At 44.1% G+C, this 25,257-nt stretch carries 34 protein-coding genes and 3 tRNA genes; 7 read left to right on the forward strand and 30 right to left on the reverse strand.

Going from position 1 to position 25,257, the window contains the following annotated elements:
• Positions 1 to 42: 42 nt before the first annotated feature.
• From QI63_RS07890 to QI63_RS08000, 24 genes are all read right to left on the reverse strand, one after another.
• Complete coding sequence (locus QI63_RS07890; protein WP_044015316.1) at positions 43 to 1,347, reverse strand: PBSX family phage terminase large subunit; 1,305 nt, start codon at positions 1,345 to 1,347, stop codon at positions 43 to 45.
• Complete coding sequence (locus tag QI63_RS07895) at positions 1,331 to 1,687, reverse strand: hypothetical protein (protein ID WP_044015318.1); 357 nt, start codon at positions 1,685 to 1,687, stop codon at positions 1,331 to 1,333. The genes QI63_RS07890 and QI63_RS07895 overlap by 17 nt, the downstream gene beginning before the upstream one ends.
• Positions 1,688 to 1,711: 24 nt before the next feature.
• The gene (locus QI63_RS07900) at positions 1,712 to 3,124 is read right to left on the reverse strand and encodes a ParB N-terminal domain-containing protein (protein ID WP_052185522.1); all 1,413 of its coding nucleotides are present in this window, start codon (positions 3,122 to 3,124) and stop codon (positions 1,712 to 1,714) included.
• A 53-nt stretch (positions 3,125 to 3,177) separates the two neighbouring features.
• Positions 3,178 to 3,447 (reverse strand): hypothetical protein, encoded by a 270-nt coding sequence (locus QI63_RS07905; protein WP_044015320.1) that lies wholly within the window; start codon positions 3,445 to 3,447, stop codon positions 3,178 to 3,180.
• A 3-nt stretch (positions 3,448 to 3,450) separates the two neighbouring features.
• Positions 3,451 to 3,921: a hypothetical protein gene (locus QI63_RS07910; protein ID WP_044015321.1), complete on the reverse strand. Its 471-nt coding sequence runs from the start codon at positions 3,919 to 3,921 to the stop codon at positions 3,451 to 3,453.
• A gap of 3 nt (positions 3,922 to 3,924) precedes the next feature.
• Complete coding sequence (locus QI63_RS07915) at positions 3,925 to 4,230, reverse strand: hypothetical protein (RefSeq protein ID WP_144389676.1); 306 nt, start codon at positions 4,228 to 4,230, stop codon at positions 3,925 to 3,927.
• A 15-nt stretch (positions 4,231 to 4,245) separates the two neighbouring features.
• A complete protein-coding gene (locus QI63_RS12860; protein ID WP_144389677.1) occupies positions 4,246 to 4,446 on the reverse strand; it encodes a hypothetical protein in 201 nt (66 codons plus the stop codon).
• Positions 4,447 to 4,449: 3 nt separating this feature from the next.
• Entirely contained in the window at positions 4,450 to 4,734 is a 285-nt protein-coding gene (locus tag QI63_RS07920) for a hypothetical protein (RefSeq protein WP_044015325.1), read from the reverse strand.
• 207 nt (positions 4,735 to 4,941) lie between these two features.
• Positions 4,942 to 5,268 carry a hypothetical protein gene (locus tag QI63_RS07925; RefSeq protein WP_044015327.1) on the reverse strand — a complete coding sequence of 109 codons (327 nt, stop codon included), beginning with the start codon at positions 5,266 to 5,268 and terminating at the stop codon, positions 4,942 to 4,944.
• A gap of 20 nt (positions 5,269 to 5,288) precedes the next feature.
• Positions 5,289 to 6,047: a P-loop NTPase family protein gene (locus QI63_RS07930; protein ID WP_044015329.1), complete on the reverse strand. Its 759-nt coding sequence runs from the start codon at positions 6,045 to 6,047 to the stop codon at positions 5,289 to 5,291.
• 15 nt (positions 6,048 to 6,062) lie between these two features.
• Positions 6,063 to 6,917: a DUF6291 domain-containing protein gene (locus QI63_RS07935; protein WP_044015332.1), complete on the reverse strand. Its 855-nt coding sequence runs from the start codon at positions 6,915 to 6,917 to the stop codon at positions 6,063 to 6,065.
• Positions 6,918 to 6,941: 24 nt separating this feature from the next.
• Positions 6,942 to 7,769, reverse strand: coding sequence for a DNA-methyltransferase (locus QI63_RS07940; protein ID WP_081984430.1), 828 nt, complete (start codon positions 7,767 to 7,769; stop codon positions 6,942 to 6,944).
• A gap of 68 nt (positions 7,770 to 7,837) precedes the next feature.
• Positions 7,838 to 8,578 (reverse strand): hypothetical protein, encoded by a 741-nt coding sequence (locus QI63_RS07945; protein ID WP_044015334.1) that lies wholly within the window; start codon positions 8,576 to 8,578, stop codon positions 7,838 to 7,840.
• A 4-nt stretch (positions 8,579 to 8,582) separates the two neighbouring features.
• Positions 8,583 to 8,915: a hypothetical protein gene (locus tag QI63_RS07950; RefSeq protein WP_016519243.1), complete on the reverse strand. Its 333-nt coding sequence runs from the start codon at positions 8,913 to 8,915 to the stop codon at positions 8,583 to 8,585.
• A gap of 64 nt (positions 8,916 to 8,979) precedes the next feature.
• A complete protein-coding gene (locus tag QI63_RS07955; RefSeq protein ID WP_044015336.1) occupies positions 8,980 to 9,159 on the reverse strand; it encodes a hypothetical protein in 180 nt (59 codons plus the stop codon).
• Between the two features lie 33 nt (positions 9,160 to 9,192).
• Entirely contained in the window at positions 9,193 to 9,501 is a 309-nt protein-coding gene (locus QI63_RS07960) for a hypothetical protein (protein ID WP_215904691.1), read from the reverse strand.
• Between the two features lie 64 nt (positions 9,502 to 9,565).
• A complete protein-coding gene (locus tag QI63_RS07965) occupies positions 9,566 to 9,868 on the reverse strand; it encodes a hypothetical protein (protein WP_044015340.1) in 303 nt (100 codons plus the stop codon).
• Positions 9,869 to 9,871: 3 nt separating this feature from the next.
• A complete protein-coding gene (locus tag QI63_RS07970; RefSeq protein ID WP_044015342.1) occupies positions 9,872 to 10,303 on the reverse strand; it encodes a hypothetical protein in 432 nt (143 codons plus the stop codon).
• Between the two features lie 12 nt (positions 10,304 to 10,315).
• The gene (locus QI63_RS12445) at positions 10,316 to 11,062 is read right to left on the reverse strand and encodes a hypothetical protein (protein WP_052185523.1); all 747 of its coding nucleotides are present in this window, start codon (positions 11,060 to 11,062) and stop codon (positions 10,316 to 10,318) included.
• Positions 11,063 to 11,071: 9 nt separating this feature from the next.
• Entirely contained in the window at positions 11,072 to 11,473 is a 402-nt protein-coding gene (locus QI63_RS07980) for a single-stranded DNA-binding protein (RefSeq protein WP_044015344.1), read from the reverse strand.
• Between the two features lie 12 nt (positions 11,474 to 11,485).
• Positions 11,486 to 12,091, reverse strand: coding sequence for a siphovirus Gp157 family protein (locus QI63_RS07985; RefSeq protein WP_044015346.1), 606 nt, complete (start codon positions 12,089 to 12,091; stop codon positions 11,486 to 11,488).
• Between the two features lie 4 nt (positions 12,092 to 12,095).
• The gene (locus tag QI63_RS07990) at positions 12,096 to 12,278 is read right to left on the reverse strand and encodes a hypothetical protein (RefSeq protein WP_044015348.1); all 183 of its coding nucleotides are present in this window, start codon (positions 12,276 to 12,278) and stop codon (positions 12,096 to 12,098) included.
• A 99-nt stretch (positions 12,279 to 12,377) separates the two neighbouring features.
• Positions 12,378 to 12,740, reverse strand: a complete 363-nt coding sequence (locus QI63_RS07995; RefSeq protein WP_235619661.1) for a VRR-NUC domain-containing protein — start codon at positions 12,738 to 12,740, stop codon at positions 12,378 to 12,380.
• Positions 12,727 to 12,909, reverse strand: a complete 183-nt coding sequence (locus QI63_RS08000; protein ID WP_044015352.1) for a hypothetical protein — start codon at positions 12,907 to 12,909, stop codon at positions 12,727 to 12,729. Before QI63_RS08000 ends, QI63_RS07995 begins: the two co-directional genes overlap by 14 nt.
• 449 nt (positions 12,910 to 13,358) lie before the next feature.
• On the opposite strand from QI63_RS08000, the gene QI63_RS08005 reads away from it, so the two are divergent.
• The 6 genes from QI63_RS08005 to clpX all read left to right on the forward strand — a co-directional run bounded on the left by QI63_RS08005 (position 13,359) and on the right by clpX (position 17,132).
• Positions 13,359 to 13,431, forward strand: a tRNA-Lys gene (locus QI63_RS08005).
• 84 nt (positions 13,432 to 13,515) lie between these two features.
• Positions 13,516 to 13,595, forward strand: a tRNA-Leu gene (locus QI63_RS08010).
• Between the two features lie 36 nt (positions 13,596 to 13,631).
• Positions 13,632 to 13,703, forward strand: a tRNA-Gly gene (locus QI63_RS08015).
• 214 nt (positions 13,704 to 13,917) lie between these two features.
• Positions 13,918 to 15,309 carry a trigger factor gene (gene tig / locus QI63_RS08020; protein WP_044015354.1) on the forward strand — a complete coding sequence of 464 codons (1,392 nt, stop codon included), beginning with the start codon at positions 13,918 to 13,920 and terminating at the stop codon, positions 15,307 to 15,309.
• Positions 15,290 to 15,895, forward strand: a complete 606-nt coding sequence (gene clpP / locus QI63_RS08025; protein WP_044015357.1) for an ATP-dependent Clp endopeptidase proteolytic subunit ClpP — start codon at positions 15,290 to 15,292, stop codon at positions 15,893 to 15,895. The genes tig and clpP overlap by 20 nt, the downstream gene beginning before the upstream one ends.
• Positions 15,888 to 17,132 (forward strand): ATP-dependent Clp protease ATP-binding subunit ClpX, encoded by a 1,245-nt coding sequence (gene clpX / locus QI63_RS08030; protein ID WP_044015358.1) that lies wholly within the window; start codon positions 15,888 to 15,890, stop codon positions 17,130 to 17,132. The genes clpP and clpX overlap by 8 nt, the downstream gene beginning before the upstream one ends.
• Positions 17,133 to 17,290: 158 nt before the next feature.
• On the opposite strand, the gene QI63_RS08035 is transcribed toward clpX, so the two are convergent.
• Positions 17,291 to 17,710, reverse strand: coding sequence for a hypothetical protein (locus QI63_RS08035; RefSeq protein ID WP_044015360.1), 420 nt, complete (start codon positions 17,708 to 17,710; stop codon positions 17,291 to 17,293).
• Between the two features lie 255 nt (positions 17,711 to 17,965).
• On the opposite strand from QI63_RS08035, the gene QI63_RS08040 reads away from it, so the two are divergent.
• On the forward strand, positions 17,966 to 19,564 hold the full coding sequence (locus QI63_RS08040) for a UDP-N-acetylmuramoyl-L-alanyl-D-glutamate--2,6-diaminopimelate ligase (protein WP_052185524.1): 1,599 nt from the start codon (positions 17,966 to 17,968) through the stop codon (positions 19,562 to 19,564).
• A 161-nt stretch (positions 19,565 to 19,725) separates the two neighbouring features.
• Here QI63_RS08040 and QI63_RS08045 read toward each other — a convergent pair whose 3' ends face one another.
• The 5 genes from QI63_RS08045 to QI63_RS08065 all read right to left on the reverse strand — a co-directional run bounded on the left by QI63_RS08045 (position 19,726) and on the right by QI63_RS08065 (position 25,206).
• The gene (locus QI63_RS08045) at positions 19,726 to 20,547 is read right to left on the reverse strand and encodes a glycoside hydrolase family 191 protein (protein WP_044015364.1); all 822 of its coding nucleotides are present in this window, start codon (positions 20,545 to 20,547) and stop codon (positions 19,726 to 19,728) included.
• Between the two features lie 38 nt (positions 20,548 to 20,585).
• Positions 20,586 to 21,305 carry a class I SAM-dependent methyltransferase gene (locus tag QI63_RS08050; protein ID WP_044015365.1) on the reverse strand — a complete coding sequence of 240 codons (720 nt, stop codon included), beginning with the start codon at positions 21,303 to 21,305 and terminating at the stop codon, positions 20,586 to 20,588.
• A 160-nt stretch (positions 21,306 to 21,465) separates the two neighbouring features.
• Positions 21,466 to 22,092, reverse strand: coding sequence for a CPBP family intramembrane glutamic endopeptidase (locus tag QI63_RS08055; protein ID WP_044015367.1), 627 nt, complete (start codon positions 22,090 to 22,092; stop codon positions 21,466 to 21,468).
• A gap of 65 nt (positions 22,093 to 22,157) precedes the next feature.
• Positions 22,158 to 23,087: an alpha/beta hydrolase gene (locus tag QI63_RS08060; protein WP_044015368.1), complete on the reverse strand. Its 930-nt coding sequence runs from the start codon at positions 23,085 to 23,087 to the stop codon at positions 22,158 to 22,160.
• Positions 23,088 to 23,262: 175 nt separating this feature from the next.
• Positions 23,263 to 25,206: a beta-N-acetylhexosaminidase gene (locus QI63_RS08065; RefSeq protein ID WP_044015370.1), complete on the reverse strand. Its 1,944-nt coding sequence runs from the start codon at positions 25,204 to 25,206 to the stop codon at positions 23,263 to 23,265.
• Positions 25,207 to 25,257 lie beyond the last annotated feature (51 nt).

Below are 25,257 nucleotides of genomic sequence, written 5' to 3' on the forward strand. Positions count from 1 at the left end.
TATTGCTTCAAACATTGTGCGTCTACACTCCCTATAGTCATCTTACGCCCCCGCCCGCCGGTACACTTTTTCCATTGCATACCGCACCGCGTCCATACAGTGATCAGGCTGCCCATCAGGATAGCCCGTCATTACGTCTCCGCTCCGCTTGTCTATTTCGTACTCATAGAGGGTAAACTCATCGGCGGCGTGTGGACACCGTACCGGATCGATGATGATAGCGTCTAAGCCTTGCAGCCATTTATAACCAGCAGCCTTGCTACCTGCTCCTTTTAAAGCCTTGTGCATATTCGCTCCAAACGCCCGAAAGTCTGCGATACTTTTCGGCTCTTCACTATCGGCGGTAATGCGCTCTATTGCTATTCTGTCTTGCTCATCCTTTTGCCGTGTATCGAACCGGTACCTGTCATACTGGTTATTCATGTGGTCTTTTAAGACATCGAACGCTTCTATGTTTCCGTGCTTATAAAGTCTTAACTCATCAAAAACATAAAGCGTTGCTTTTTGGTATGCGACTGCTACATACTGGAACGGATCGGGGTAATAGCCCCAGTCAACGCCGCGGTATAGGTAATCGAATGTTTTTATCTGGTCATCGGTAATCGGTTGCAGCTTGACATTTTCAAAGACGTTTAAGCCGGTGCCGGTTGCTTCTCCAAGGTAGATATTCTTGTATGCCCGCTCGTTCGTCTCTTTTGTATGCGCTATATCGTGTAGGATTGCTTCTCCCAGCCACGCCGCCGGTATGTCGAGATAGGTGGTGTGTATTACCATGCGGTTGCTATCGGAGGTGCGCGCTTCGATATTACACCAATGCCGTGTAGCACTCGGTGGGTTATAGCTTTCAAAGATATAAAATGTCTTGCCGCCGCGTAATGCCGATATACGGATATTCTGCAATTCATTTGCTGAAAATTCGGTCTTTTCCTCTACCCACAAAATAGCAAAATACCCCGATGCTGTTTTCAGTGATTTGATTTTCTCCGGATCATCGCAGCCTGCAAATAATATCCGCTGCTGTATGCCACCTCCGCGGTTGTAGATAATCGGCAAGGCAGCAGTTTGACTGCGCGGTATCTGGAAACGGCGCTCAAGACCTAAAAGCCTTATTGCCCATACGATCTGTTCAAACACGGAACGGCGCAAGGTTTTAGCGGTCTTTCGGATAACGAGCGCGTTATAATCTGGAAACATAACAATCAATAGGACAATGCAAATCGAGATAAACGACGATTTACAGCTTGCCCGCCCGCCGGTAAACGTATACCGCTCTTTTTTATGCGCCATAATTGCCCTGAATGCGCTATTGTATGCTTTTGCAAAAAGGGTACTACTCTGTAGTGTCATCTATCTCTATCCTCAACATGTTATCTTCTGGAGCAGTGCTTTCAGGCGGCGGGGCGTCTCCATACCCCCGCGCCCGTCCTTTGGTTGCAAGAATAAAGCGGATCATTGCTCCGTCTCCACCCCGCGCTTGCTCGAACGCCTTACCCTCTACGAGGTCAAGCCCTGTTTCAAGCTCGTCTCTATACGCTTCCCGTGTTTCTTCGTGCCGGTCTATATTCGCCTTTGCCGTATGCCAATCGCAGCCAAGAGCAAGAGCTATTGTTGTAATTATGCCTCCTGAATTTTTTATCGCTTCAAGCAGTTCTTGTCTTTTGTAGTGCTTTTTCTTTCTGCCGCCCATGCCTACCCCTTCGGAATTTCGGATTTATGAATAAAGATCGGGGAGTATGCAATTATCGGCCACGAAATCTCCTAAATCGGCGTTAGCCTGCTTGCTATTGCCTTTGAGAAACACTAATACATTTTCGTGAATTTTTGCCGCCTTATCTGCATCACCTTTTACGAAGGCGAGGATATTTTGATGTACTTTTGCTATTTTTCTCGATTGTTTCGCATCGTGTCCGGCGGTGTACGCCTTGTTGCCTGCTACATTTAACAAGATAATTTCATTATAGTACGTCAAACCGGCATCCTCGAACGCCTTTATAGTGTCTGGAACAAAATTGTAATATGCGCCGGTCTTTTTATTGCGCACCTCGCCAACGACAAAAACAACAAAGCGATTATCGTTTAGATAGGTGCATGCTTTCCGAATAATTTCGCGATATGTTTGCATAAAGCGTGGATAGTCCATATTGGATATATCCCCTTCAATATCGCTATATGTTTCTAAATCTGCATACGGGGGGCAGCTAAAGAGGAAATCATAACGATCAAATTCGTTAAGCTGTGTGTCCATTTTCAAACTGTCGCAGCATATCCATCGAGGCGCATGCTTATTGCCATTACAGATATAGAGCTGCTTTTCATTTGCTGCTATTTGCTCGGGGCGTATATCAAAACCGGTATAGTCCATCTGCTTATAACTTGCAACGATACCGCGTACGCTTCCGCCTGCGAATGGATCTAAAACCTTCCCATCCGGTGTGCAAAACCATGTATACATAGTCTCGCATAATACAGGATCAAAGATACTAAGTTCTGTTAAGGTGTTTGCGGTGCCGTTCACTTTTTCTGCATTTTTCTTTAGATGGGACAACATTTTATTATCGCGCCCCTCTTCGCTTTTTATGCCAATGCTTTTCCATTGCTTTTTTCTATCCTGCCAATATCCTTGGCGGGTATCTAATACGGAAAAAGGTGGAACGAGGAATTGTTCTCGGAGCGTTCGCTTTGTAATATCTTGTGTTTTTTTCTCAAGCGGGGCGAGGTCGATAGTTCCGCTAGGAAGTCGAATATCTTCAATCGCAATGTTTAAATCTTTGATAAAATCGCGGACAGTATCGGCAGTCATTGACCCGTATGTACTGTTTATACGAAGTAGTAAATTGCGCGCCGCGCTTTCGTCTTTACAATCAACATATACAACCGGCAGGGGTGGAATGATTTCTCCGGCATGCTGCATTGCCTTCAACGCCTTTACTCTGCCGTGTCCGTCAAGAACGTAGTTAGTAGCACCGTTCCGCCAGATAAAAAACGGCGTTGCAAATCCGTAATCGGCAATACTTTTCCGTATCTTTTCTATATCGCTTTCGTCTCTGATTTTTAATCCGCCTTGAAATTCGGTCAATTCTTCAAGCGCGAGAGTATGAAGCGTTTCACATGTAATGCGTATCATACCCTTATAGTCATGCTCAAGGCGATTTTTAGGATGTTTTTAGATTTATTTGTTCATTTTAAAATATCCTTCAATCCTTTCTTACTGTTTGGTTTTTTGACAAGATGTTTTTGCAACGCATCAAAGCAACAACAGCAGAGATAGTAAGATATATCTCTTTCTCCCCAGGTATCACCTAAAAAATCCCGATACCTGTATGTTGTTTTTAATTCTTGGCAGCGTTTTATTTTTAGATCTGCGCTAGAGCCTATCTTATCACCGCAGGAATCGCAGTAATATATTTGCTCTTCTATGGGCATCATTCTTGTTTCTGTTTTAATCATTTTTCATTCCTCCACCAATTCCCCGCAGGGGCTGCCGTCGTCGGCAAAGACATAGTTGCTAAAGAGCTCACCTACTTCATACCAAACGATTCCCATCTGTATAGTCTCTTCCTCTCCTCCATCTATATCTATACCGCAAATAAAAAAGAAAGAACCATCTTCTTTATGTTGTACCCATCCGCCGTGTTTTTTAATTGCTTCCAGCACTTTTTTATTGCTTTCAAACGGCTTGTATTTCGGTTCGGCGGGCGGTTTGATAAGATAGGCAAATAAGTAAGCTACGTCAGCATATCCATATGAACCCATAAAGCGTTTGGGTGAACTTTCATCTCCTATGCTGGTCAATGTTGCTGGGCTCTTCGTTTTAACAAATGCTTTCAAATCTTGCACCGTATTCGCAAAAATACATTTACTCCCCACCTTCAATTCATCCGCATTAACCGCGGTGTATACTCTCGATTTGTCAAATTCCATGATTTATGCCTCCTCATTTTTATAGTGCTTTTCAATACGGTTAAATACATCTTGCGCAGTTAAAAAACCAAGCACATCATCGTCTGTGTCAAGTCTTTCCTTTTCAGTCATAAGACCTTGTATTTCAAGTAAATCCTTCCGACGACCATAGCTAAAGTCATGCTCAATGACAGAGCAGACCGCGCCATCAGAGCATGGATACACGATATGAAAACCGCCGTGCAGTTCGCTAAAATCAAAAGGTATCTTTGCTTTTTCAAGCATATCTTTTAGCTTAAAAATTTCATTGTATTTTTGTTTGTTCACCATTTCCTTCATCCCTCTTTAAAGCGCTTTGTCAGGACATCCATGATAATTTCTCGTACTGCAAGAATATTTTTTGTCTTGATAACTGCAATCTTCACCAGCAATACTGCGACCGTAATGGGTATAGCGGTGCGGAGCAAAACATGGACGCTTTACACATTCCTTGTCAGACACATCACAAATAACTCTTTTCCCTTCTATTTTTATTTTAATCTCCATGATTTATTCCTCCTCGCTTTTGTAAAAATCTTCATTATGCCTTGTTACCGTTGATTGTGCTTCCGCAATAGATTCAATCTCTTTTTCGCATAGTCCTAAATATACAGCCTCTGTGCTTCTCAAATTCTCAAATTCCATATTTGATAAGTCTTTAGTAGCTTCCAAAAGAATATCGAAGACATCATTCTTTTTCTTTGCCCAAACTTCTACTTCTTTGGTAGTGATCGTTTTTTGGATATACGCCGAATACCGCTTAAACCCTTTTGCTTTCATTTCTTCGATTGTCATTTTGTTTTTTCTCCTATTGTTTTATTCTGTTTCTTATTTGGTGCAGATATGCCGTTGGTAAAAATACATGTTGAAGCATACATTCAGAACTGCAATAGTACAGTGGAATACGCAGTTTCCCATCAGCTGATACCCATTCGCCGCTTTCTTGCTTTCCTTTCGGAATAGGGCTGCCACAGATTGTGCAATATCGTTGTTTCATCATTTTTACTTTACCTCCGTAACATTAGTGATATGTATGGCATACACCGGTTTATCGATATGTAAATCCGTATCTTTACCGTCTACAATTTCAATCTTTGTAATCCATGCCTTTAGTATTTCTTTTGTATAGCCTAAGCGAAAAATGCAGGGGGCAGGAAAATTATCAAAGATATGTGGCTTCTTATCAAAATCCCAATGATGTTCCCCATATTTTAAAACAGTGAGGGAAATCCTTTGCGTCCAATACGGTTTTATTTCCCGATACTCTACCGTCTTCTCGCCGCTTTTGATTTTTTCATACCATTCTTTTTTCAGTGGAAAAGTTAGCATTTTATTTTTTCTCCTCCTCTCTAAATCGCTTCCGCTTCCCGCAGCTTCGGCCGGTAGCTTTCCCAGAAGAAATTGAACGATTTACCCTTTTCTTTCAGTCGATCAATAACAGAACTGTCAAGCATTGTTTTTACCCACTCGTAATTACAATTACCCGCAAGCCAGAGCGGGCGATTGCGCTCATACCGTTCGCGGCAAATAAGCGATAAACAGCGCATCTTTGCATCTTCGTTTTTACCCTTATCGATTTCGTCGATAACAAGAAACGGAATGGTACAGAAATACATCGTCATCTGATATTCTGTTTTCTTTGCTGCATAGCTGTTATACGTTGATCGAAGCCTTAGGTCTAAAAGTTCCCATGTTGTATATATTCCGTTGTTGAGTATCGCCGCCGAACTTGCAAGATGACTTTTACCGGTTCCGCCGTTCCCATACATCAAAACAAACGTATCGCGCGGATTTTTGGCAAGTTCATAAAGGTCATGAAGATATTGCGCCGCTTTTTCATTTACTGGCTCGTAGCTGCTAAAGCTCTCGTTAAAATATTTGTCTCGAATCCCGATTTTCAGCAGGTGCTTTATTCGCTGTTCCTCAAACTTTTCTCGTTTTTTTTGTTCTTCCCGCTCTTGCATACACAAAGGGCATTCTGGCGGCTTGGTCGCCCCGTCTAGGTGCATTACCTTCACATTCCCGTGCTTTTCGCAGTGAAAGACTCCCTCTTTGCCGTGAAAGAGCGGCGTATAGTTTTTTGCTTGCTTTATTTCACATGTACGCATAATTCCTCCTTGAGCTTAAAACGGCATCTCTTCTTGAGAGCCGGTTACGTTGTAGTCAAACCGCTTATTTTTTCCTTCCGGCGGGGATCGTGCGTATTGCTGTTGCATTTGTAAAAATACCTGCGGGTATTTTTTTCGCAATTTTGAGCCGGATATGATATTTGGGCACCAGAAATTATCCGCCGTTTTTGCCCAGCGGATTACTTTTTCAATGTCTTCATAGCTGCGTTTATCAATACGGCTGAGTTTTTCTATGTCTTTCGCCCATTGCGTAATATGCTTTTGACTGGTAGTGAAATGAGGGTCTGACTGCCGGTGTAGGTCATAGAGTAGGTGCGCTAAATGCTCCGCTTGTTCCGGAATTGTTTGTGTTTTTTTAACAGGCGAAGGGTTTACATCCCCGTCCGGTTCTTCCGGCGGGGATACTATTTCATTAACATCACCATTATCATTAACATCTACATCTACATCAAGGTTTGTGGTATTCGATGAGGGTTTATAGTACGTGGTACCATAAACCTCTTTTTTAATTTTTGATACAACTTGTTGTGATACTCCATGTTTTTCAGCGGTTTCTTTTTGCGTTAGTCCATTTTTTAAGTCATCACAAATACTATCTTGTACTTCTTGCGGTATTTCAGGCCGTCCGCCTCTTTTCCCGTCTTCGGTGTTTTTTATGCGGCGGGCTTTGGCATTGTCTATAGCTTCTTGTATTGGAAGCCATGCGCACGCCTCAAGCCCTGTAAAATCAGGTTCCGTACCGTAAAGCCCGTATTCAATAATTGCTTCATAAAACTGATAGCGCAATTCTTTGTCTAATAGTTTTAATTGTTTTGCAAATGTTTCATAAAAGATAAAACTTTCCGCCATATTGAAACTCCATTATTTTATTGTTTACGCATTGATTAACGCTGCTGCGCGTCGTGCTTGCCTTTCTTTTTCTTGCGCCTCTAATTCTGCTTGAATAAAGAGGTCGCCTTGCGCAAGCGGCAAGAGCTTTTCATAAAAGCCTTTTACATACTCTCGTTTTATTTCAAAGCCGTATCCTTTCCGGCCGAGGTTTTTACAGGCGAGTAATGTTGTGCCGCTTCCGGCGCACGGATCGATTACGACATCGTTTATGTCGGTAAAGGTGCGGATTAAATGTTCCAGTAATTTAAGCGGTTTTTGCGTCGGGTGAATTTTCGGCGTTGCTGTATCGCGCTCAAAGTCCATGCAATTAAAAATCATCTTGCCGTTATTGTTGAATTTAGGCAGTTTATCCCGATAAAAAATGAGCCCATATTCACAATTACCGACAATACGCATATTCGCTTTTAATACTTGCGCGGAAAAATTCTTCCGAAATACCAGATTGATATAATTGTTAAACCCGTACTGCTTTGCCGCTTCAATCAATTCAAATTGCTGTTCAAACGCGCAAAATAACATCATACACGGGGCTTTTCCTTTTGCTTTCGGCTCTTTGATTAAAAGATTGTTGCAAAAGTGGAAAAATTCAGCAATTCTAAAACCCGCCTTGCTATCGGTGTCAAAAAATGAAGAACGCGCGTTTTTACTTTCTCCGTTTTTATTGTCCCCGCCGATGTACCAACTTGGATTAGAACCGTATGCGTTCGCTCCAAGCTGATACGGTAAATCGGATAATACGAGCTGTGCTTTTTCTATATAATGCGCTTTCCAATTTTGAAATGAATCATGATAGAGTTGTATCCGTTCCATTTATTCGTATCCATTCACTTATTTTGAAATACTCCCCGCCGATATAAAAGCAGCAGGGAGTAAAGGTGTTAAGCAATCACCGATACTTTGATATGTTCTTTCAAGTATGCAGCAATCCGTAAGCGCGCTTCATTGCGCCATGCTCCGCCATCAGCTTCGAACAACGCAGCTTGTACCGCTCCGTTATCACCAGTTCTGATACGCAATAAAAATTGACTTTCAGGCTGCGCAATTTCTCTGAATGTTCGATACGGAGAAAGACGAACAATCGGCTTTATCTCTCCCTTTTCTTTCAAGGCACCGCTCATGCCTCTTTTGACGGTTACATGCTGCGTAATACCGTCATCATCCGTATCGGCCGTGTCAGCTTGCACTATTTTTGAAACCATCAGCGCAACATAATTAAAATCATCGCCCTCTTTCTTTTCAAAAAGAGAATGTAATTTGATGATAAATTCTTCTTGCGGCATAAACTGTCCAAATGGGAAAGTCTGCATGTAATTATCAAGCCTCGCGTTTACAAGCACCTCTCGAGCTCTCTCTTCTCCCGAAAGAGCAGAGCACAACATAACTCTTTCGGGATCGTCAACAACAGCAGTGTAATAATTTTCAAAATCGAGATCATCAATATTCCTCTCGATAAAATCAACAAACCCTGTAAGTGTTGAAATCTCGATAGCAGACGCCTTAGGCTCATACAGTACGGGTTCTAAATCCTGCGCACTGTATGTTTTACCATCTACCTGTACGGCATAGCTGTCTTTTACCAGCTGTTCAATCTTTTCGATTGCTTCTTTTCCAAAATCCATACGTTTAACCTCCTATGGCAGCTACTGTGCCAGCTTTAAAATCGAGCGATTGCTGCTTCGGATCATCTTCAAAAGCGGCAAGCTCCCCATTGTCGGTATCAAAGAAGATGACCGTTTCCGCCGGTTTAATCGGAGCGAGACTAGACGTAACCGATATATGTACGGTTGCTACTCGCCGCGTCTTTTCCGGTTTTACTTTCAACTCAATTTTGATACTTCGCGCTGCTTCCGGCTTGGTATTCTCATCGTTCACGTTTGCAAGTAGTTTTTCATACTCTGCATTGAACAAGTCGATCACCGCACCGCCATTAAGTGTTTGCAATGCGACCTTTTCCATAACACACCCCCTCGCCGTCTCATCCGGCGTGTACTATTTGTTTTATAACCCGCTTACGGAGTCGTTAAATCCTTCCGCTTTCTTCATTACGCGCAAGGAATGCAACATGGCGCATTTCTGCGATTTTGTTCTGATAGTGCCGATACACATTCCGCCAAAAGATGTACATATTCTCATCTTCATGGAAGTAATTCATTTGCCGTATCGCATTATCACGATATGCAATTAAATAAGCCTGTGTCATACATTTCTCCTCGCTATGAATAAAGCGCGTTTGTCATATCGCAGTAGATAATCGCTGCGTCGATTTTCCGATGATAAAAAAGTTCATACTGCACCCGTTTATAAAGGTATGCCGTGTAGCTTTTTTTATATAGAACGTCGGCCGCTTTAAGTATTGTTCGATAATGTAGCTTGAGGCGCTATGCGCTTTCTCGCTCCGCTCCATCCGCGCAAGGCTTTGAAGGTGCCGGTTCGATCCCGCGAACTTGTTAATCATTTTAAGCGCAACTCTCACCCCGAGCCGGTACATATCGGCAAGCGCTTTTGTATCGTTATCTATGATGTAGCGTTTTTGCATATTCATAAATCTTTGATTGTCTGTTTGCGCTTCGCTGTAGTACGGAATATCGAACAATAACGGAAGCTGCCTACTGTCTATCCGTTTGATATTTGAGCGCCTCCCGCTCGTAAATCGCTTTACAAAGCGCAATACAAGCGCCCTCGTTTCGGCTAATGTCAAGCGCACCGTTGCACCGCAAGCTACACGTCATGCCGATATTTAAAATATGGTCGATAATAAAATCGCCGTATTTTGCACGGTTTGATTTTGTGTTGCCAATCCGGTGCGCCCCTTGCAACGCTCCACACAAAGGACGCTGCCAGCATACTTCACATACCCCGCCGCTTTTTGCCAGTGCATAGCGGCGCTGTTTTTCTTGCTGCTCTGTCATCTGTTATTCCTCTTTTAGGATAATGCCTAAATCAGCGGCTAATAAATGTGCTGCTTCTATTAGATACGCACATTCCTCTGTACTCGCTTTCGATTCACCTTGCGGAACAATCACGCCTTGAAACTCGGTATACGGATAGCCGAAACTTTCGCAGGCTATCATTTTAACTGCTGTTTTTACCGTTTCGTAATCGTTGCCGGTGTCCGCGCATATCTGCATGATATGCCCGTTTAAGTGATGGTTTTGCGAGTGCTCTCCCGTACTGCGCGGCCGACGCGGAGGCGTCAGGGTAACGCTGACATAATCGTTTTTCTTATCGCGGCAATAAGAAAGGATTTGCCGTATTCCTTCCTTGTCTGCGAGGTTGTTGGGAAGCTCAAAACAAAGATGCCCTTTATTAAAAACTCTATGCAGCGTTACCGTGATGCTTTTCATGCCTACATTCTCTTAAAAAAGCTCCTCAGGCACACCCTTTTGACCTTCTGCAAGCCTCTGTTCATAACCAGCATAAAGAATATCGATCAACTCCTTTGCGGTGTACCGATCCCGCATTGCACTAAAATCTTTAATATCTTGCAGTGTAAAAACCGGTGTACCGTCTGCATGCTTGCTATGAAATAGCTCGTCCAGTTGCTCACGTTCGGCGGCAGTTGCTTCCCCACCTTTCAGAGTAAAACCTTGCGGGGCGGCTTGCTGCTTTTGTGGTGTATTCGATTGGCGTTGTGCTTGCGACTTGCTATTTGACGGCTCCGGCGAGTCGGTATACCTTGTTCCATCCCATCTGCCCTCATAGATTGCCGCTGCAACACCGAGCATTTTAAGGCTGGTACTAAAGGCATCCGTTATCGCCATTTTAAACCCTTCATCATTGCTCACGAGCTGCCCTTTCTCAAGCTGAACGAGCTTTGAACCGCCAACACCGATAATAGGATCGCCCCATGTATCGCCGGTTTTAACGTATACGGCAACTTGCGCAAAACCTAATACTTCGCCGCCCGCTCCGGCTTCCGTCCAAAGCCGCATGATTTCGTACTTCCAACCGATACCGACAAGTCCGAATGTTTCACTCATTGCCTTATATCGCCATTGCGGATTTATATCTGTTTTACCGGATAATTTGCCGCCGGTGATTTTTCGCAACATATTCGCAGGCGGGCGTGATAGCTTGTTATAGATTTCCATTGCGTCCATCATTACCACCTCCTAAAACGGTATGCACTCGTAATCATCTTCACCGGCAGCGGGCGGCGTGCTTACCATACCGCCCATATTGCCATCGCGGGCGCTTCCAAGAAGCTGGATTGTCTTTGCAATGATAACAATCTTGCTTTTTGTCTGCCCGTCTTTTTGCCAGCGCTGTTGTTGTAGTGTACCGGTAATAGCAACCTGCTTACCCTTATACAGATACCGACACAAACCCTCTCCCTGTCGTCCATAAAATAATATGTCAAAAAAGCTCGCTCTTTCGCTCCATGAGTTACCGTTTTTGACACTTTCATTTACCGCAAGGTTAAAATTCACAACCGCTGTACCGCTTTGCAAATATTTGATGTCGGCATCTTTCGCAAGACGCCCGACAAGCGCAACAGAATTAACATCGTTCATAGCGCGCTCCTTTTACCGAATAACAAGTGCATCGGGTTGATGCACATGAACAAAAGGCAATCGATCGCCACCCTTAAAAAACAGCTTGGTAATATTTTCCGCTCCGGGACGTTCCTCAAGGATGCCGTCTTTTAATGCGTCAAGGATCGCCTTTTTATTTGGTTCTCTCGGCATTAAAAATTCTTCCGGCAGCTTTGAAAAATCCGCTCCACTTTCAAAGTCGATTGTCTTACCGCCGACATTTTGAATCCCAGCGCTGAAGAAATCAGTCTTGTATTTTTTCAACTCAAGACGCTCCATACCCCAGCGCAAAAGTTCCGTTACACATTTCGCACGGTTGGTAAATGCTTTTGACCGCTTAGTCAACCGGTCGGATTCTGCTTTAAAATTCTTTTTTTCTGCCTCCGCATTTTCAGCAGATAACCGCAAATTTTTGATAAACCGGCAGTAGCTATCAAACTTCTTTTTGAAAGCCTCTTCACTTTCAGTAAACCATGCTTTCATAGCTTCAAACTCTTCAGCTGTCGGTTCTCGCGGATCTCCGTTTTCGTCTACAATACTTTCCATCAGGGTATAAAGACTTTTTAAGTCTCCGGTTATTTCATACAATGTTGACATACTGTTATTCCTCCTCTCCATTTTCTGCTTCTAACTGCTCCGGTGTTTTTTGCACTGCAATTTTCAATGTCCAATACGACACGCCGTCTGTACCGATTTCTTTTCGTGCCTCAACAACATCGAACGATACATCGCCGCCTGCATACGCAAATCTTGACGCAATCTCGAAAAATTCATTTATAGCCATACTCCTCGTATAAAGTTTTTAAGCTCTTTAGACGGCCGTCTTTTAGCTTATAAGATGCGCGGGGCTTGCACCCGTTCAATTCCCTTCCGGTGCATCTCTTTATATACAGCCCGCGTTTTTCAGCTGCTGTAATGCGGCTTCTCCACTCGTTACCACGAATGCAACGCCGCCTTTTTTGTTTATGTCGTTAATTCTGTGCTTTTGCTCTGCCGATAAACGTCCGCCAACCGGACGCTTGCACTCGATACCGACGAACCGTCCGCGGTTATCGTAACCTTCAAAATCGAGCGTTCCTTTATTTGCTGTGCGGATAAAGCGGCGGGCTTTGCCGGTGCCGATTGCAAAAGCACCGGTGTTTATTCGCTGGATTGCAAGACCGGTTAATTCGATTACGGCTTTTACCTCGCGGATTACCGCATCTTCTGTAATTGCTTTGTTGAGCATAGAACTATTCTTTTTCATACGCTGTCTTTAGACTCTCAAGTTCTGCATCTGAAATCTCAAAAAGCTGAACATCCGGCATAAACCGACGCTTTTGATCTTCGAGTGTGTCGCAGAATCCAAAGGCGCATAAGTGTTCCCGCCTAGTCCCTTTATCATCAAAATAGACTTCTACAGCCTTATAGTTCATTCTTTTACCTCCCGCTGTTTAGCGCAAAAAAAAAGCACGTAAGGTTGACTTGCGGTTTCCCTACGTGCTTCCGGAGTGCTTATGGCTATCCGTCTCGCGTTTTAAGCGATTAAACAGACAACCGCAATAACCTGTTTAACCGCTCAAAAACAACCGATGTAATCGGCTTTTCTGATTGATGGCAAGGCAAGCCGTTTGCAAGCCAGCCGTAACATGGTCTTGCGCGTCTTACCTTTACTCTTACAGTTAGAGGTTATTGATTCGTAATGTGGTGCTGTGATAATCTGTTAAGGTATGTACTGGAGGCTATCTAGTGCATTTTTTTGAAATTTTGGCACACAATTATTCTGCGGGGATGCTAAGAAACAACCTGATGCGTTTGCACGGGGCTTGACTTTCTTTTGAAATTATGGAATACTCGTTCAGTCTTGCTAAGACGGTTATGTAACGGGCCATTAGCTCAGCTGGTAGAGCAACAGACTCTTAATCTGTGGGTCGCAGGTTCGAAGCCTGCATGGCTCAGATGAATAGGAGGTTAAGTAGCCTAAAGGCTAGGACTTGACATTCCTAAGAATCATCGGTATATTGTTTCGACTCACTTTGTGAGCGAGAGTGGTGGAATTGGCAGACACGCCAGACTTAGGATCTGGTGCCTCGGCGTGAGGGTTCAAGTCCCTCCTCTCGCAGGATTCCACAACAGTACATACCGAGCGATATATTTTGCGGGAATAGCTCAGTGGTAGAGCGCCACCTTGCCAAGGTGGATGTCGCGGGTTCAATCCCCGTTTCCCGCTCTTACAGAAGCGATTCGGTACACCCGAATCGCTTTTTTTTTAACCGGAAGTTGCCGGTGAAGAATCAACAACCCCGACGCGAGCGTCGGGGTATGTTGTTCTCATAAGGTGGTTGCAGTCGGCTTTAATACCCTTGTTACGACTAGGTATTAAAGCCTCCGCACGAATAAAGTTCTCTTGCGAGAAACCCTTTTAGTACCATAAGGATATGCCAATGAATTTTACGAAAGAATTTACCCCTATCGAAAAGTCTCGGATGAAACTTTCGATTACCGTTAAGCAGGATGAGGTGCAAAACCGATATGCGCTTTTAACGAAAAAATATGCGAAACAGCTCCAAATACCGGGCTTTCGTAAAGGCAAAGTACCGGTAAAAGTCCTTGAACAGAAATTCGGTGATACATTGCGCGCTGAAACGTATGACGAAGTAATTCAGAATGTATTGGAAGAAGTATTTGAATCTGCGGATAAATATTCGCGGCCGTTACCGTATTCACAGCCTGAACTTGACGGTACGCCCGATTTCAAACTTGACTCCGACTTGGTGTTTACTGTTCTCTATGATGTACTTCCCAAAGTAGAAATAGCAAAGACGGAAGGTTTTACGGTATCCGTACCCGAAGTATCCGTTACCGATACTGATATCGAAAAAGAATTGGCGTTGATACAGGAACGCAACGCGCTTGTCATCGATTGCGGTGAGGGCGATACTGTAAAAAATGATAATATCGTAACCATTAACTATGTGCAGCTTGATGATGCCGATGCGGAAATCGAAAGTTCAAAACGCAACGATTTTGTATTTACCGTCGGTAAGGGACAGTTCCATTACGGTGTAGATGATGAGCTTATCGGTATGAAGAAAGGCGAAGAAAAGGTTATCTCCAAGACATATCCTGCCGAACATATCGACAAACAGTTGGCCGGAAAAACAATCAAGCTAAAGGTTAGCGTAACTGCATTAAAACGTAAAGATTTGCCTGCTATCGATGATGATCTCGCGCAGGACGTAAGCGAAAAATACAAGACACTTGCCGATTTAAAAGCTGACATCTCAAAAAATCTTACACGCCAGGTAGAAGATGTTCTGAATCGGAAAAAGACCGACAACCTGCTGAAGCAAATGGCAGAAGCCAATCCCATTGAGCTGCCTGAGTCTATGGTTAAGGCAGAACTCGAAGGCCGGTGGGCTATGTTGGCACAGCGCTTGGGAATGTCTCCCGAAAGTTTGGAAAAATTGACAATCGATATAAACGGTAAATTATCAAAAGCATCCGCGATGACTGAATGGCGGGCAGAGGCTGAACTCCGGCTTAAGACTCGTATCATCGTTGAAAAACTGATGGAAGAGCGGGGCATTACCGCGTCTCCGGAAGATGTTGAAGCGGAATACGCCTCAATAGCAGAGCGCACGGGAGCATCCGCAGAAGAAGTTAAAAAGCATTATGACGGGAATCCTCGTGAAAAAGAGTATGTGATCGACGATATTAAGGAAAAGAAACTCTATACTCAGCTTTTTGAAAAATCAACGGTAAAACCGGGTGAAAAACTGACGGTAGAACAATTGCTTGGAGAGGGAGCTGCTGATGTCGGAACAGATGCATAGCCTTGTTCCTTATGTTATTGAGCAGACGGGAAACGGGGAACGCAGCTACGATATTTTTTCGCGCCTGTTAAAAGACCGTATTATCTTTGTTGATGGTGAAATAACCGATGCAACCGCCGATTTGGTTGTTGCACAGTTGCTTTTTCTGGAATCACAGAACCCCGATAAAGATATCAGCCTTTATATTAACAGCCCCGGCGGTTCGGTAACGGCTGGGCTTGCCGTTTACGATACGATGCAGCATATTCATCCTCATGTACAAACCATCTGTCTGGGACAGGCGGCCAGTATGGCTGCTGTTCTGTTGGCAGGGGGAAGCAAAGGAAAACGCTTTGCACTGCCTTCTTCCCGTGTGATGATTCATCAGCCGTGGGGCGGCGCACAGGGACAAGCCAGCGATATTACCATACAGGCACGGGAAATACTCCGGTTAAAAAAATTGATTATCCAATATTGCGCCCATCACACCGGAAAAACGGAAAAGGCGGTTGCCGAAGACATGGAACGGGATTTCTTTATGTCTGCGCAAGAGGCCTGCGAATACGGCATCGTCGATATGGTCATGGATAGGAGAAAAAATGCCTAAATTAAGAAGTGATTCTTCTTTAATCTGCTCTTTCTGCGGTAAGCGGGAAGATGCAGGCCGAAAAATAGTACCGGGACCGGGAGTCGCTATCTGCGATCATTGTATCCAGCTTTGTAAAGAATATTTGACCGCTTATAAGATGGCTACGCCTTTACAGCTTTCAGGGGATATTCCGACACCGATGGAATTAAAGACCTACCTTGACGAATATGTTATCGGGCAAGAGAAAGCAAAACGGGTATTATCGGTTGCCGTCTATAATCATTACAAGCGGATTATGCATCCGCCGGCTGACCGAAATGCCGTTGTTATTGAAAAATCCAATGTCTTACTGATAGGCCCGACCGGTTCGGGAAAAACGCTGTTAGCACGGACGCTTGCACAAAAGATGAAGGTTCCCTTCGCTATTGCGGATGCGACTACTTTAACCGAAGCAGGTTATGTCGGTGAGGATGTTGAAAATATCCTGTTAAAACTTATCCAGAATGCAGACGGCGATATTGCCCGTGCGGAACGCGGTATTATTTTTATTGATGAAATTGATAAGATTGCGCGGAAAAGTGAAAACGTGTCGATTACCCGCGATGTTTCGGGTGAAGGTGTGCAACAGGCTCTGTTAAAAATTGTTGAAGGAACCGTTGCTTCGGTGCCTCCGCAGGGAGGACGCAAACACCCGAATCAGGATATGTTGAAGATCGATACGTCCAATATTCTGTTTATCTGCGGTGGTGCCTTTGTCGGGCTTGATACGATCATTCAGACACGGGTTGCAGAAAATCCGATGGGGTTCGGAGCCGATGTACGGTCTTCAAAAGAAAAGGATTTGCAGGAGTTGTACGACAAGCTTATCCCCGATGATTTAGTAAAATTCGGTATTATCCCCGAATTGATCGGGCGGCTTCCTATCAGTGTTTCGCTCAGCGATTTAAAGCTTGCAGACTTGCGCCGTATTCTTGTTGAACCTAAGAACGCGATTATCAAACAGTTCCAAGAATCGTTTAAGCTAGATAACGTTAAGCTGACTTTTGATGATGCCGCCCTTGACGCTATTTCTCAGCAAGCGCTGGATCAAAATACCGGTGCACGAGGCCTTCGTTCTATCGTAGAGAAGCTGATGCTTGATGCGATGTTCGAGGCTCCGTCGATGAAAGGTCAAAAGGCCTTGCATATCACAAAGAAGGTTATTGAAGAAACAGAGAAGCCTGAGTTAAAGCTGATTTCGGAAAAAACGGCATAGTTTGTCGAATTGTATTTTGTTTGACTTATTCTTTAGATAACATCAAATACCATAAAAAAAGAGCCGGTGCATTAAACGGGCGGAAGCTAAAACTTCAACCGTTAGCGCCGGCTCTTTTTATATTCGTGCCGCTTTAATTAAAAAAAATGAGTTGCGGTTTAGTTGCGATATTGTACGCAGATGAGGGCACCCAGTACCATCAGGTGAGCGGAGAGCTGCTGCAGGTAGGTTAGTAAACCGTGCACACCATGTATGCCGCTGTTAAATGTTCCGATAAAATCAATCAAAATAATATTGATGATCCATAAAACGATAAAAATAATTAAGATTACATTTAAAATTTGAGGGGAGAACGTAAAGAGCCCCATCAGCAGGAAAAAACCGGCGATAAGTTCACATACGGCAATCGCGATGATGATGATTGTGCTTATTGTTGAACTTTTTACCAGCTGTGTAAGAAAGGTAACCACCGGATTTAAATTACCGGCGCTGGATTGCATAAGACCTGTTACTCCGCTGACCAGTAAGAAAAAAACAAGTGCAATTTGTAAGATGGTGATACCCATACTTCGTCTCATAAGAACCTCCAAGTATCTTCTGTAAGCGACATCCTAAAACTTCGGTTTTCTAAAGATGTCTTGTATAATATCGGCGGATAGCGTCAGACTTTTACGGTATTGGTAATTGAAAATGGTGGAAATTGTTTGCGCAATTCGGATTCTAAATCATTTATGAATTATTTCTCCCTCTTGCCTGAATATGTCCCGCCGTTTATACTTCCCAAAATCAAATCTAAGAAAAACCTCTAAAGGCTGAGGTTTTTAGAGGTTCACATGTGTAATAACCGCTATGCAAAATCAATTCTTCAATGTCTTTTTTCTATAGAGCCGATAGAAGTGCGCGGGGCAGATGTTACGGTGCATTCGCTTTCGTATGATTCGCGTGAGGTACGGACAGGCGCCGCTTTTTTTGCCTTGCCCGGCGTGCATACCGATGGTTCAAAGTTTATCGATGCAGCTATTGCGAAGGGCGCCGTTGCGGTTATTCATGAAACAACACTACCATTATATCAAGAGCATATTTGTTACGTTCAAGTGCCGGATGTTCGTGCCGCAATGGCCGCTGCTGCTGCCGTTTTTTTTGAGGAACCTTCCAAAGACTTGGCAACAATCGGAGTAACCGGTACGGAAGGAAAAACCAGTACCGTTGATTTTATCTGGCAGCTGCTGCGGCTTGCAGGGAAAAAAGCGGGCTTTTCTTCGACCGTATCTTTTTCATTTGGAGATGAGCCGGTCGCCAATCCGGCGCATCAGACAACGCCCGAATCGGTTACAGTGCAGGAACGGCTTGCCCGTATGCGGGATAACGGCTGTGAATATGCAGTGGTGGAAGCATCTTCTCACGGGCTTTCTCCCCGAACGGCACGGTTATTGCATGTTCAGTTCGATGCAGGCGTATTTATGAATGTGACGCAGGAACATTTGGAATTTCACGGTACCTTTGAACAATACCGCTACGATAAAGCGAATTTATTCCGCTCATTAGATAGCCATGATCATAAGAAAAAAAACGGAACGGTTGCGGCCTTCGGCATTGTCAATCTTGAAGACCCATCTGCCGCTTATTTTGCACAGGCGACAAAGCAGCCCGTATTCGGATTTTCCGTACAGAAGCATACCGGTGCTGCTGGGGCTGTTTCGTTCTCAAACTTTGCAGGCGGCTTATCTGCCGATAACGTGCATGAAGGGGCAAACGGTTTAACCTTTACCATTCACGCAGCGTTTAACGGAGTGCAGAAAACGTATAAGGCCGCCGCTCCGGTAACCGGCTTTTTTAATGTGTACAATATCCTTGCTGCTCTGATCGCCGTTCATAATTTAACGGGACTGCCGTTTGATATGCTGGTGCCGTTGCTCAATCGGCTTATGCCGGTAAGGGGGAGAATGTGCCGTGTCGAAGCGGGGCAGGGCTTTGAGGTGCTTATCGACTATGCGCATACGCCGTCATCATTCCAAGTAATTATGCCGTCTGTCCGAGACCGTGTTAAAGCGAAAGGCGGTCGTGTGATTGCCGTATTCGGTTCGGGCGGAGAGCGCGATACCGTTAAGCGACCGGAGCAGGGAAGAATTGCCGGAGAATACTGCGATACGATCATCCTCACCGACGAAGACCCCCGCGGCGAAGACCCTGTCGAGCTTTTGGAGATGATTGCCGCAGGTTGTTCTAACAAGAAGCGCGGCGAAGAACTGTTTATCATTCCCGACCGGCCGGCTGCCGTCCGTAAAGCTTTTTCCCTTGCGCAACCGAATGATACGGTATTGTTGCTGGGGAAAGGGCACGAAAATTCGATTATCGGAAAGAACGGCGCCGTACCCTATGACGAGTACACCGAAGCGCAAAATGCCCTGCGGGAATTGCGGAGGACACGATAGAAAACCATCAATAATTCTGATGCAGAGTGCCGAGAGCTGTTGATTTTTTGTTGGGGTTTCCAAAGGGAATACCTTTTGGAAATGCGCGGAAAAAGGATAGGGTTGTAAGGGAATGGAAAAAACACCACTCTGAACGGGGGAGGGAGCACTTCCCCTTAAACTCAAAACAGCTTATCCAGCTCCACTGAAGGGGATATGTCGTAGATAAATCCGTTGCGCTTGCAATATGCTTTTATTTCTTTTGTCAGTTTTTTCGTTGCGCCGTATTCGAGTAAATAGACGGTGAGTCCATACGTTTTACATTGAGCCAGATATTCCATAAAATATGCTCTGTCGTCTACAGGTTTTGCTCCAAACGTATTATTCTTAAAATGTATTTCGGTAAATACGCTTTCTTGATTGACCCCGTGTACCATTCCTTTAATGGAATTTTGCTGCATCGCTTCGGTGATAAACGTATCTCCGCCGTTAATGATAATGGGTTTATTCTCCGTATGTATTTCGCGTAAGAGAGCCATCAGTCCTTGATATATTTCGGATGTGTGATAATGATAATAAACGTCAGCGTTATCAAGAAAAAAACCGTCTATGCCTTTTTGAGACAAAAGCTGCGCTTTGTGTTTTATCCTTTTTTGCCATCTTTTATCCGCAACATTTACCCATTGTTCTTCGTCCCAATTTTCATAGTGTCCTAAAGCAATATCCGCAAATGCTGCATAGTCATCGCGGAATGTTTCGATAGAGCCGATGTTTAAATAAGAAAATATATGGACGTTTCCGTTTTTGTGAAGCTGCGCGATATCTTCTTGAGAAAAAAATTCCGCATCGATTACCAGTGTTTTAATTTCTTTAAGCTGCATCACTTTTTCATGATCCATACCAATCAGCACTTTATAATCTTTGGTGCTTTCTGCGGATATACCGTTTATTACAACAACTGCAAAAAAAATTACAAACAAGCAAGCGAGCTTTTGATTTCTCATAAATAAACCTTATATTGAGAATTACGGAATTATTCCGCTTATTTCTTCGCTGTATACACTACAGCGTAATCCTCTGCACTGCTTTTAGTAAAGTTGTAATCCGAATAAGCGGCAACGGATTGGAATCCTGCTTGTTCAAATAAAGCTAACAGTGTTTGGTGCTGTAACGGATGCAACACCGTAAAGTCCGAACTTACGGTATTGCGCTGCTTGTCGGTAAACTCTATGGTAAACTTGATATTCCCATCCGGTAAAAAATCATAGCGCCGTTTAAAAATAAAGACGTCCGTTTCTTTATCTTTAAAGTCCATTTTTTTCTCGGCAAGGATGCGGTCGTAATTGAGGACTTCAACAATAAAAACACCGTGCTCTTGTAAAGCCTGATACACGGAGCTAAAAAAACGGCGGAGTGCTGTTTCATCAGGCAAATGCGGGAGCGTATTGCCGAAACACAGTACGCCGTTACAGGTACCGAATTGCAGAATATCGGCGATGTTCGCTTGATGAAATGCCAATTCTCCGGATGTGCGGATACCCGAAGCTTTCTGTTCTGCGATCCCAATCATTTTTGCATTTAAGTCGAGCCCGTATATATCGTATCCTTCTTTGTACAACCCCACCGCAAGGTCGCCGGTTGCGCAGCCTGCATCACACAATCTGCCCGGCAACGGACAAAGGCGTCCGATAAAATCAAGCTTTTCCGCCTCAAGCGGGAAAAGTTCGCTGTAATGTTCTGCAATCAAATCGTATACGTTCATTCGCTTTTCTCCATCGCTGTGATTATGGTATACTATATCGATATAATATGCTATGGGAGAACGGTATGATCAAAATGACGAAACGGCTTATAACCTAATTTGCAGCTATGATAGATAACAGATATGGGGTGATTGTAAGGAATAAAGCTACTGCGGAAAGTTAAGCTGCAATGCTGTTTCCCCACAAATAATAATACACTCCGATGTTCCAAAGACCGTGTGCTACGGCTACCAATGCAATACTTACAGCCGGATGAAACACCTGTTTGAGCTTGAGATAGGCAATGCGGAATACGATTCCTGCTCCTGCGGCGAATATCATGGAAGAAAGTCCGAGGTAACGGTGCGCCAGTGTGAAGAGGAGGTGGGCGGGAAATTCGGTCAGGAGCAACTCAAAAGCTGCAGTAGTGTTAAATGCAGCAGTGTGAAATGCAGCGGATTTTTTATATCGACATTGCTGATGCGCTTTAGACGACTGCGGCAAATCTACGGCGTTTTCCGAATTGCTTTCCGATGTCTCCCAATTTTCCTGCAGCCGTGGTTCGATATAACCGGTATAAATGCAGTGCAGCCGATTCGGAGTATAGAGCCGGTATAGTATTTCTTCATACGCGGCTGCAAACACTGTATAAAAGTAGAAAACACACTGCGCATACAATCCGATCGGCTTGGGCGGAAGGGTAAACGGCACCGCTGAAAACAGTGGAGGAAGCAATAAAAAAGCAAATACCGCTGCAAATTCAATAAAGAGGAGTGCATCGTTTTTATTAAAGCCGTTCCATTTCATCCCGTTATTTTATCGTCATTTTTTCTTTAAAACGAGGTTACCGCTTCTCGTGAACCTCTAAAACCTCATCGAGTTTTGAGCGATGCTCTATTCTCTATCCATCCCAAGATATCGGCTTTTACTTCCTCTTTATTTGTTTCATTCAAAATTTCGTGCCGGCCGTTCTCGTATAGTTTTAACGTTACGTCCTGCATTCCGATGTCCTGATAGATACGGTAAAGGTTTTTTAGCGTTTTGCCTCCGTTTGAAACGGGATCTTCCGAACCGGCGGTAATTAAAACAGGAAGATCGGCCGGTATACCTTTTAAAGCCTCCTGCGTATGCAGTCTTTTAAGCCCGCGTATAAAATCCTGAAAAAAGCCTGCGGTGCAGACAAATCCGCAGTATTCATCGTCGATATATTTTTTTACTTCGTTTTCATCCCTCGAAAGCCAATCAAAGGCTGTGTGAGGATTTTTGATTTTGTTGTTATATGAGCCGAACACCAATGCATTCATAAACTTGGCAACGGATTTCCTTCCTTTAAATGTGCAGTTAAGGCTTGCTAGCAGCGAGGCAACGGATACGCTTAGGTTGGGGCCTGCCGAACCGATGAGAACTGCCGCTTTTACCGTTGTACCGAACCGTTCGATGTATTCCTGCGTTACAAAAGAACCGAACGAATGCCCGACGATAATAACCGGAAGAGTAGGATAGTGTTTTTGTATTTCCTCATTGATTTCTTTTTGATCTTCGACAACACGTCTGAATCCGTCTCCATCGGCAAGGTATCCCATTAAGCCGCTTTTTGAACCGGTCTTTCCGTGACCGCGGTGGTCGGAGGCAACTACGGCAAAGCCTTTTTTACATGCCGTTTTTGCAAAATCATCATACCGGAGGGCGTGTTCCGCCATTCCGTGCACGATATGCAGCACTGCTTTCGGTTGTTGTTCCGGGAGCCATGTATAAACGGCGAGAGAAGCACCGTCGCTCATTGTCTGATATACAGTTTGCATTGTCTTTGTCCCCCATAAAAAGTCAAGAAGAAAGTATCAACTTTCGATTGACTTTTTACGCACGTTCACAACGAAGTGAGAACGTGCAGATGATATACAAGTTTGCGTTTGAGCAAACTTGAGTAAATAAAAGCCGTGCCATTTGTACGGCTTTTATTTTACACTCCTTTTTACCTTACCACGTTTCTCGGCAGGCGGTCATAATACGTAAGGCACGGTTATAGCGCACTGCTTGCGGTTCGAGCATTTTATCCGATTCAGGGCATGGATCAAGCCGTTCTTCTTCAAGCTCATCGATTTGTGTAATCTTACCCTGTATGTAATCGGTTAGCACTTCCTGTGTAACTTCCAGCCGTATCAGCATTGCGCCGAAGCGGTGATCCAACACCTCTGAACCGAATCCGCGGCATTCTTCCGTCCATACTCGCCGACGCGCCTTCGCTGTTTCGGCTAACACCGTTTTTAGCGGCTTTATCTTATTTTCGATTAATGCCTGCAATGCTTTTTTATCCGTTCCCTTATACGCCTCCCAAATATCCAAGGGGAGCCGCCACTTATAGTAAAGCGTTTTCATCATCAATGCATAAAATTCGGCAATGCTGCGCTGCAAGGGATTAGCCGTGTTGGCTGCATCCTCGATAAAGGCTTGCTCCAGTTTCTTATAGACGGCATTCATATCGGTTGTCAGCGTCCGTATGTAATACAGAAATTTTGAACCGAGCGGGTCTTGATATAACAGATACTTTGACGGCGTTATATCATAATTGTTACCGGTTGTTCCTTCAAACAAATCCGGTTCACCCTGCCGCATCCATTCATCAAGCCCCATGCCGGTATAGAGTTTTAGATACTGCGCAAATTCTTCCTCTTGATATTTGATATGGCAGTCAAGGTAGGCAAAAAGTACCAAGCCGAACATACAGGTATAAAGCGGAGCTTCGCTGCCGTCATCACTCCATGAAGTAACGATAACTTCTTTGACTTTTTCCTTTCGGCAAGCCTCAATAGCGGCAAGCGTTGCTTCAAGTGTTTTCTTATGATGCGGTATATATCCCGTCCAGCGCCATGCACCGCCGGCAAACATGGTCTTTTTTGTGAGCGCTCGGCATGCTTGCAGGTGGTCGCGGTAATGGTTGGTCAAGCAGCTATAGTAATCCCAATACATCAATCCTACCTGATTGGGAATAACCGGCTCAACATCTTCTTTGTTATTGGAATAGCGGCCGAAGAACATATCATCCCAAACGATGGGTTTAAAGCCGTATGTTGTACAGAGGGTTTTCATAAAAGTAAGGTGATCTTGCATAATTTCCCTCTTTTCTTTGAGTCCGTTTTCATCCAAATAACGCCCGCGGCCTAGGTTATGCGCTTCGTCCATTCCGATATGGATAATATCCGAAGAAAATGCTTTACGTAACGATGCAATCATCCGGGTGAGCAGGGTTCGTACTTCAGCATTGCCGACATTAAAGATGTTATCAATATCCTTATACTTGTATTCTATGGCTTCCCACATAAAATACTGATCCATGTGAGCAAGGGTCTGAATACACGGTACCAACTGTATGCCGAAAATCTTGGCATAGCGGTCAACTTCCTGTAAATCTTTTATAGAGTACCGTCCGCGTAATGCACCGAAATAGGGAGCTCCTTCGACTTCGTACACATCTTCCATGTAGAGCATAAACCACGAATGTCCCATAAATGCCATTTCGCGAATAAACTGCTTCAGCATATCGATATGTGCAACCGCATTACGGGAAAGATCGAGCATTAAGCCGTTCTTTTCAAAAACATGATCCATGCGGAATTCCAATAAACGCTGCGCATCCCGCCTTGTATAGATTTTTGAATCTTCGATTGTTTGACTTTTAAGCAACAGCATCGACAGCGCAAAATAAAAATGCGGTGCAGAATCCGCTTCAATTTCGCATACACCGTTTCTAAAGGTTGCGGAAATTTCGGAACTCTTCACTTTTTTGAACGTAATGGGGATACCATCTTCGCTAATTCTGAGCGGATAGCTTTTCCGCAGCTCTGCAACTGCGAGCGTCATTTTCTTGTCAAGATCGGATAGATCGAGTTTTAAAGGTTTCAATGGTTTTTTTGCCGTACACATACCTTTTCCATTAATTGTGATATAATAAGTTTCATTATACCACAGTTATAC

This window comes from Treponema sp. OMZ 838, from assembly GCF_000775995.1.
Classification (GTDB): domain Bacteria; phylum Spirochaetota; class Spirochaetia; order Treponematales; family Treponemataceae; genus Treponema.

Bases quoted from the DNA above. Each gene is read 5' to 3' on its own strand.
- QI63_RS07995 (WP_235619661.1), bottom strand. From the start codon at position 12,740: ATGAAAAAGAATAGTTCTATGCTCAACAAAGCAATTACAGAAGATGCG.
- clpP (WP_044015357.1), top strand. From the start codon at position 15,290: ATGTCGGAACAGATGCATAGCCTTGTTCCTTATGTTATTGAGCAGACG.
- QI63_RS07900 (WP_052185522.1), bottom strand. From the start codon at position 3,124: ATGATACGCATTACATGTGAAACGCTTCATACTCTCGCGCTTGAAGAA.
- QI63_RS08055 (WP_044015367.1), bottom strand. From the start codon at position 22,092: ATGAAATGGAACGGCTTTAATAAAAACGATGCACTCCTCTTTATTGAA.
- QI63_RS07990 (WP_044015348.1), bottom strand. From the start codon at position 12,278: ATGGCTATAAATGAATTTTTCGAGATTGCGTCAAGATTTGCGTATGCA.
- QI63_RS07960 (WP_215904691.1), bottom strand. From the start codon at position 9,501: ATGAATATGCAAAAACGCTACATCATAGATAACGATACAAAAGCGCTT.
- QI63_RS07910 (WP_044015321.1), bottom strand. From the start codon at position 3,921: ATGGAATTTGACAAATCGAGAGTATACACCGCGGTTAATGCGGATGAA.
- QI63_RS07980 (WP_044015344.1), bottom strand. From the start codon at position 11,473: ATGAACGATGTTAATTCTGTTGCGCTTGTCGGGCGTCTTGCGAAAGAT.
- QI63_RS08050 (WP_044015365.1), bottom strand. From the start codon at position 21,305: ATGAACGTATACGATTTGATTGCAGAACATTACAGCGAACTTTTCCCG.
- QI63_RS07955 (WP_044015336.1), bottom strand. From the start codon at position 9,159: ATGACACAGGCTTATTTAATTGCATATCGTGATAATGCGATACGGCAA.
- QI63_RS07940 (WP_081984430.1), bottom strand. From the start codon at position 7,769: ATGGAACGGATACAACTCTATCATGATTCATTTCAAAATTGGAAAGCG.
- QI63_RS07925 (WP_044015327.1), bottom strand. From the start codon at position 5,268: ATGCTAACTTTTCCACTGAAAAAAGAATGGTATGAAAAAATCAAAAGC.
- QI63_RS08065 (WP_044015370.1), bottom strand. From the start codon at position 25,206: ATGTGTACGGCAAAAAAACCATTGAAACCTTTAAAACTCGATCTATCC.
- QI63_RS12445 (WP_052185523.1), bottom strand. From the start codon at position 11,062: ATGATGGACGCAATGGAAATCTATAACAAGCTATCACGCCCGCCTGCG.
- QI63_RS07915 (WP_144389676.1), bottom strand. From the start codon at position 4,230: ATGGTGAACAAACAAAAATACAATGAAATTTTTAAGCTAAAAGATATG.
- QI63_RS07920 (WP_044015325.1), bottom strand. From the start codon at position 4,734: ATGACAATCGAAGAAATGAAAGCAAAAGGGTTTAAGCGGTATTCGGCG.
- QI63_RS07950 (WP_016519243.1), bottom strand. From the start codon at position 8,915: ATGGAAAAGGTCGCATTGCAAACACTTAATGGCGGTGCGGTGATCGAC.
- QI63_RS08040 (WP_052185524.1), top strand. From the start codon at position 17,966: ATGTGTAATAACCGCTATGCAAAATCAATTCTTCAATGTCTTTTTTCT.
- QI63_RS07930 (WP_044015329.1), bottom strand. From the start codon at position 6,047: ATGCGTACATGTGAAATAAAGCAAGCAAAAAACTATACGCCGCTCTTT.
- QI63_RS08000 (WP_044015352.1), bottom strand. From the start codon at position 12,909: ATGAACTATAAGGCTGTAGAAGTCTATTTTGATGATAAAGGGACTAGG.
- QI63_RS08045 (WP_044015364.1), bottom strand. From the start codon at position 20,547: ATGAGAAATCAAAAGCTCGCTTGCTTGTTTGTAATTTTTTTTGCAGTT.
- QI63_RS07890 (WP_044015316.1), bottom strand. From the start codon at position 1,347: ATGACACTACAGAGTAGTACCCTTTTTGCAAAAGCATACAATAGCGCA.
- QI63_RS07985 (WP_044015346.1), bottom strand. From the start codon at position 12,091: ATGTCAACATTGTATGAAATAACCGGAGACTTAAAAAGTCTTTATACC.
- QI63_RS07965 (WP_044015340.1), bottom strand. From the start codon at position 9,868: ATGACAGAGCAGCAAGAAAAACAGCGCCGCTATGCACTGGCAAAAAGC.
- QI63_RS07935 (WP_044015332.1), bottom strand. From the start codon at position 6,917: ATGGCGGAAAGTTTTATCTTTTATGAAACATTTGCAAAACAATTAAAA.
- QI63_RS08060 (WP_044015368.1), bottom strand. From the start codon at position 23,087: ATGCAAACTGTATATCAGACAATGAGCGACGGTGCTTCTCTCGCCGTT.
- QI63_RS07905 (WP_044015320.1), bottom strand. From the start codon at position 3,447: ATGATTAAAACAGAAACAAGAATGATGCCCATAGAAGAGCAAATATAT.
- QI63_RS12860 (WP_144389677.1), bottom strand. From the start codon at position 4,446: ATGGAGATTAAAATAAAAATAGAAGGGAAAAGAGTTATTTGTGATGTG.
- tig (WP_044015354.1), top strand. From the start codon at position 13,918: ATGAATTTTACGAAAGAATTTACCCCTATCGAAAAGTCTCGGATGAAA.
- clpX (WP_044015358.1), top strand. From the start codon at position 15,888: ATGCCTAAATTAAGAAGTGATTCTTCTTTAATCTGCTCTTTCTGCGGT.
- QI63_RS07895 (WP_044015318.1), bottom strand. From the start codon at position 1,687: ATGGGCGGCAGAAAGAAAAAGCACTACAAAAGACAAGAACTGCTTGAA.
- QI63_RS07970 (WP_044015342.1), bottom strand. From the start codon at position 10,303: ATGAAAAGCATCACGGTAACGCTGCATAGAGTTTTTAATAAAGGGCAT.
- QI63_RS07945 (WP_044015334.1), bottom strand. From the start codon at position 8,578: ATGGATTTTGGAAAAGAAGCAATCGAAAAGATTGAACAGCTGGTAAAA.
- QI63_RS08035 (WP_044015360.1), bottom strand. From the start codon at position 17,710: ATGAGACGAAGTATGGGTATCACCATCTTACAAATTGCACTTGTTTTT.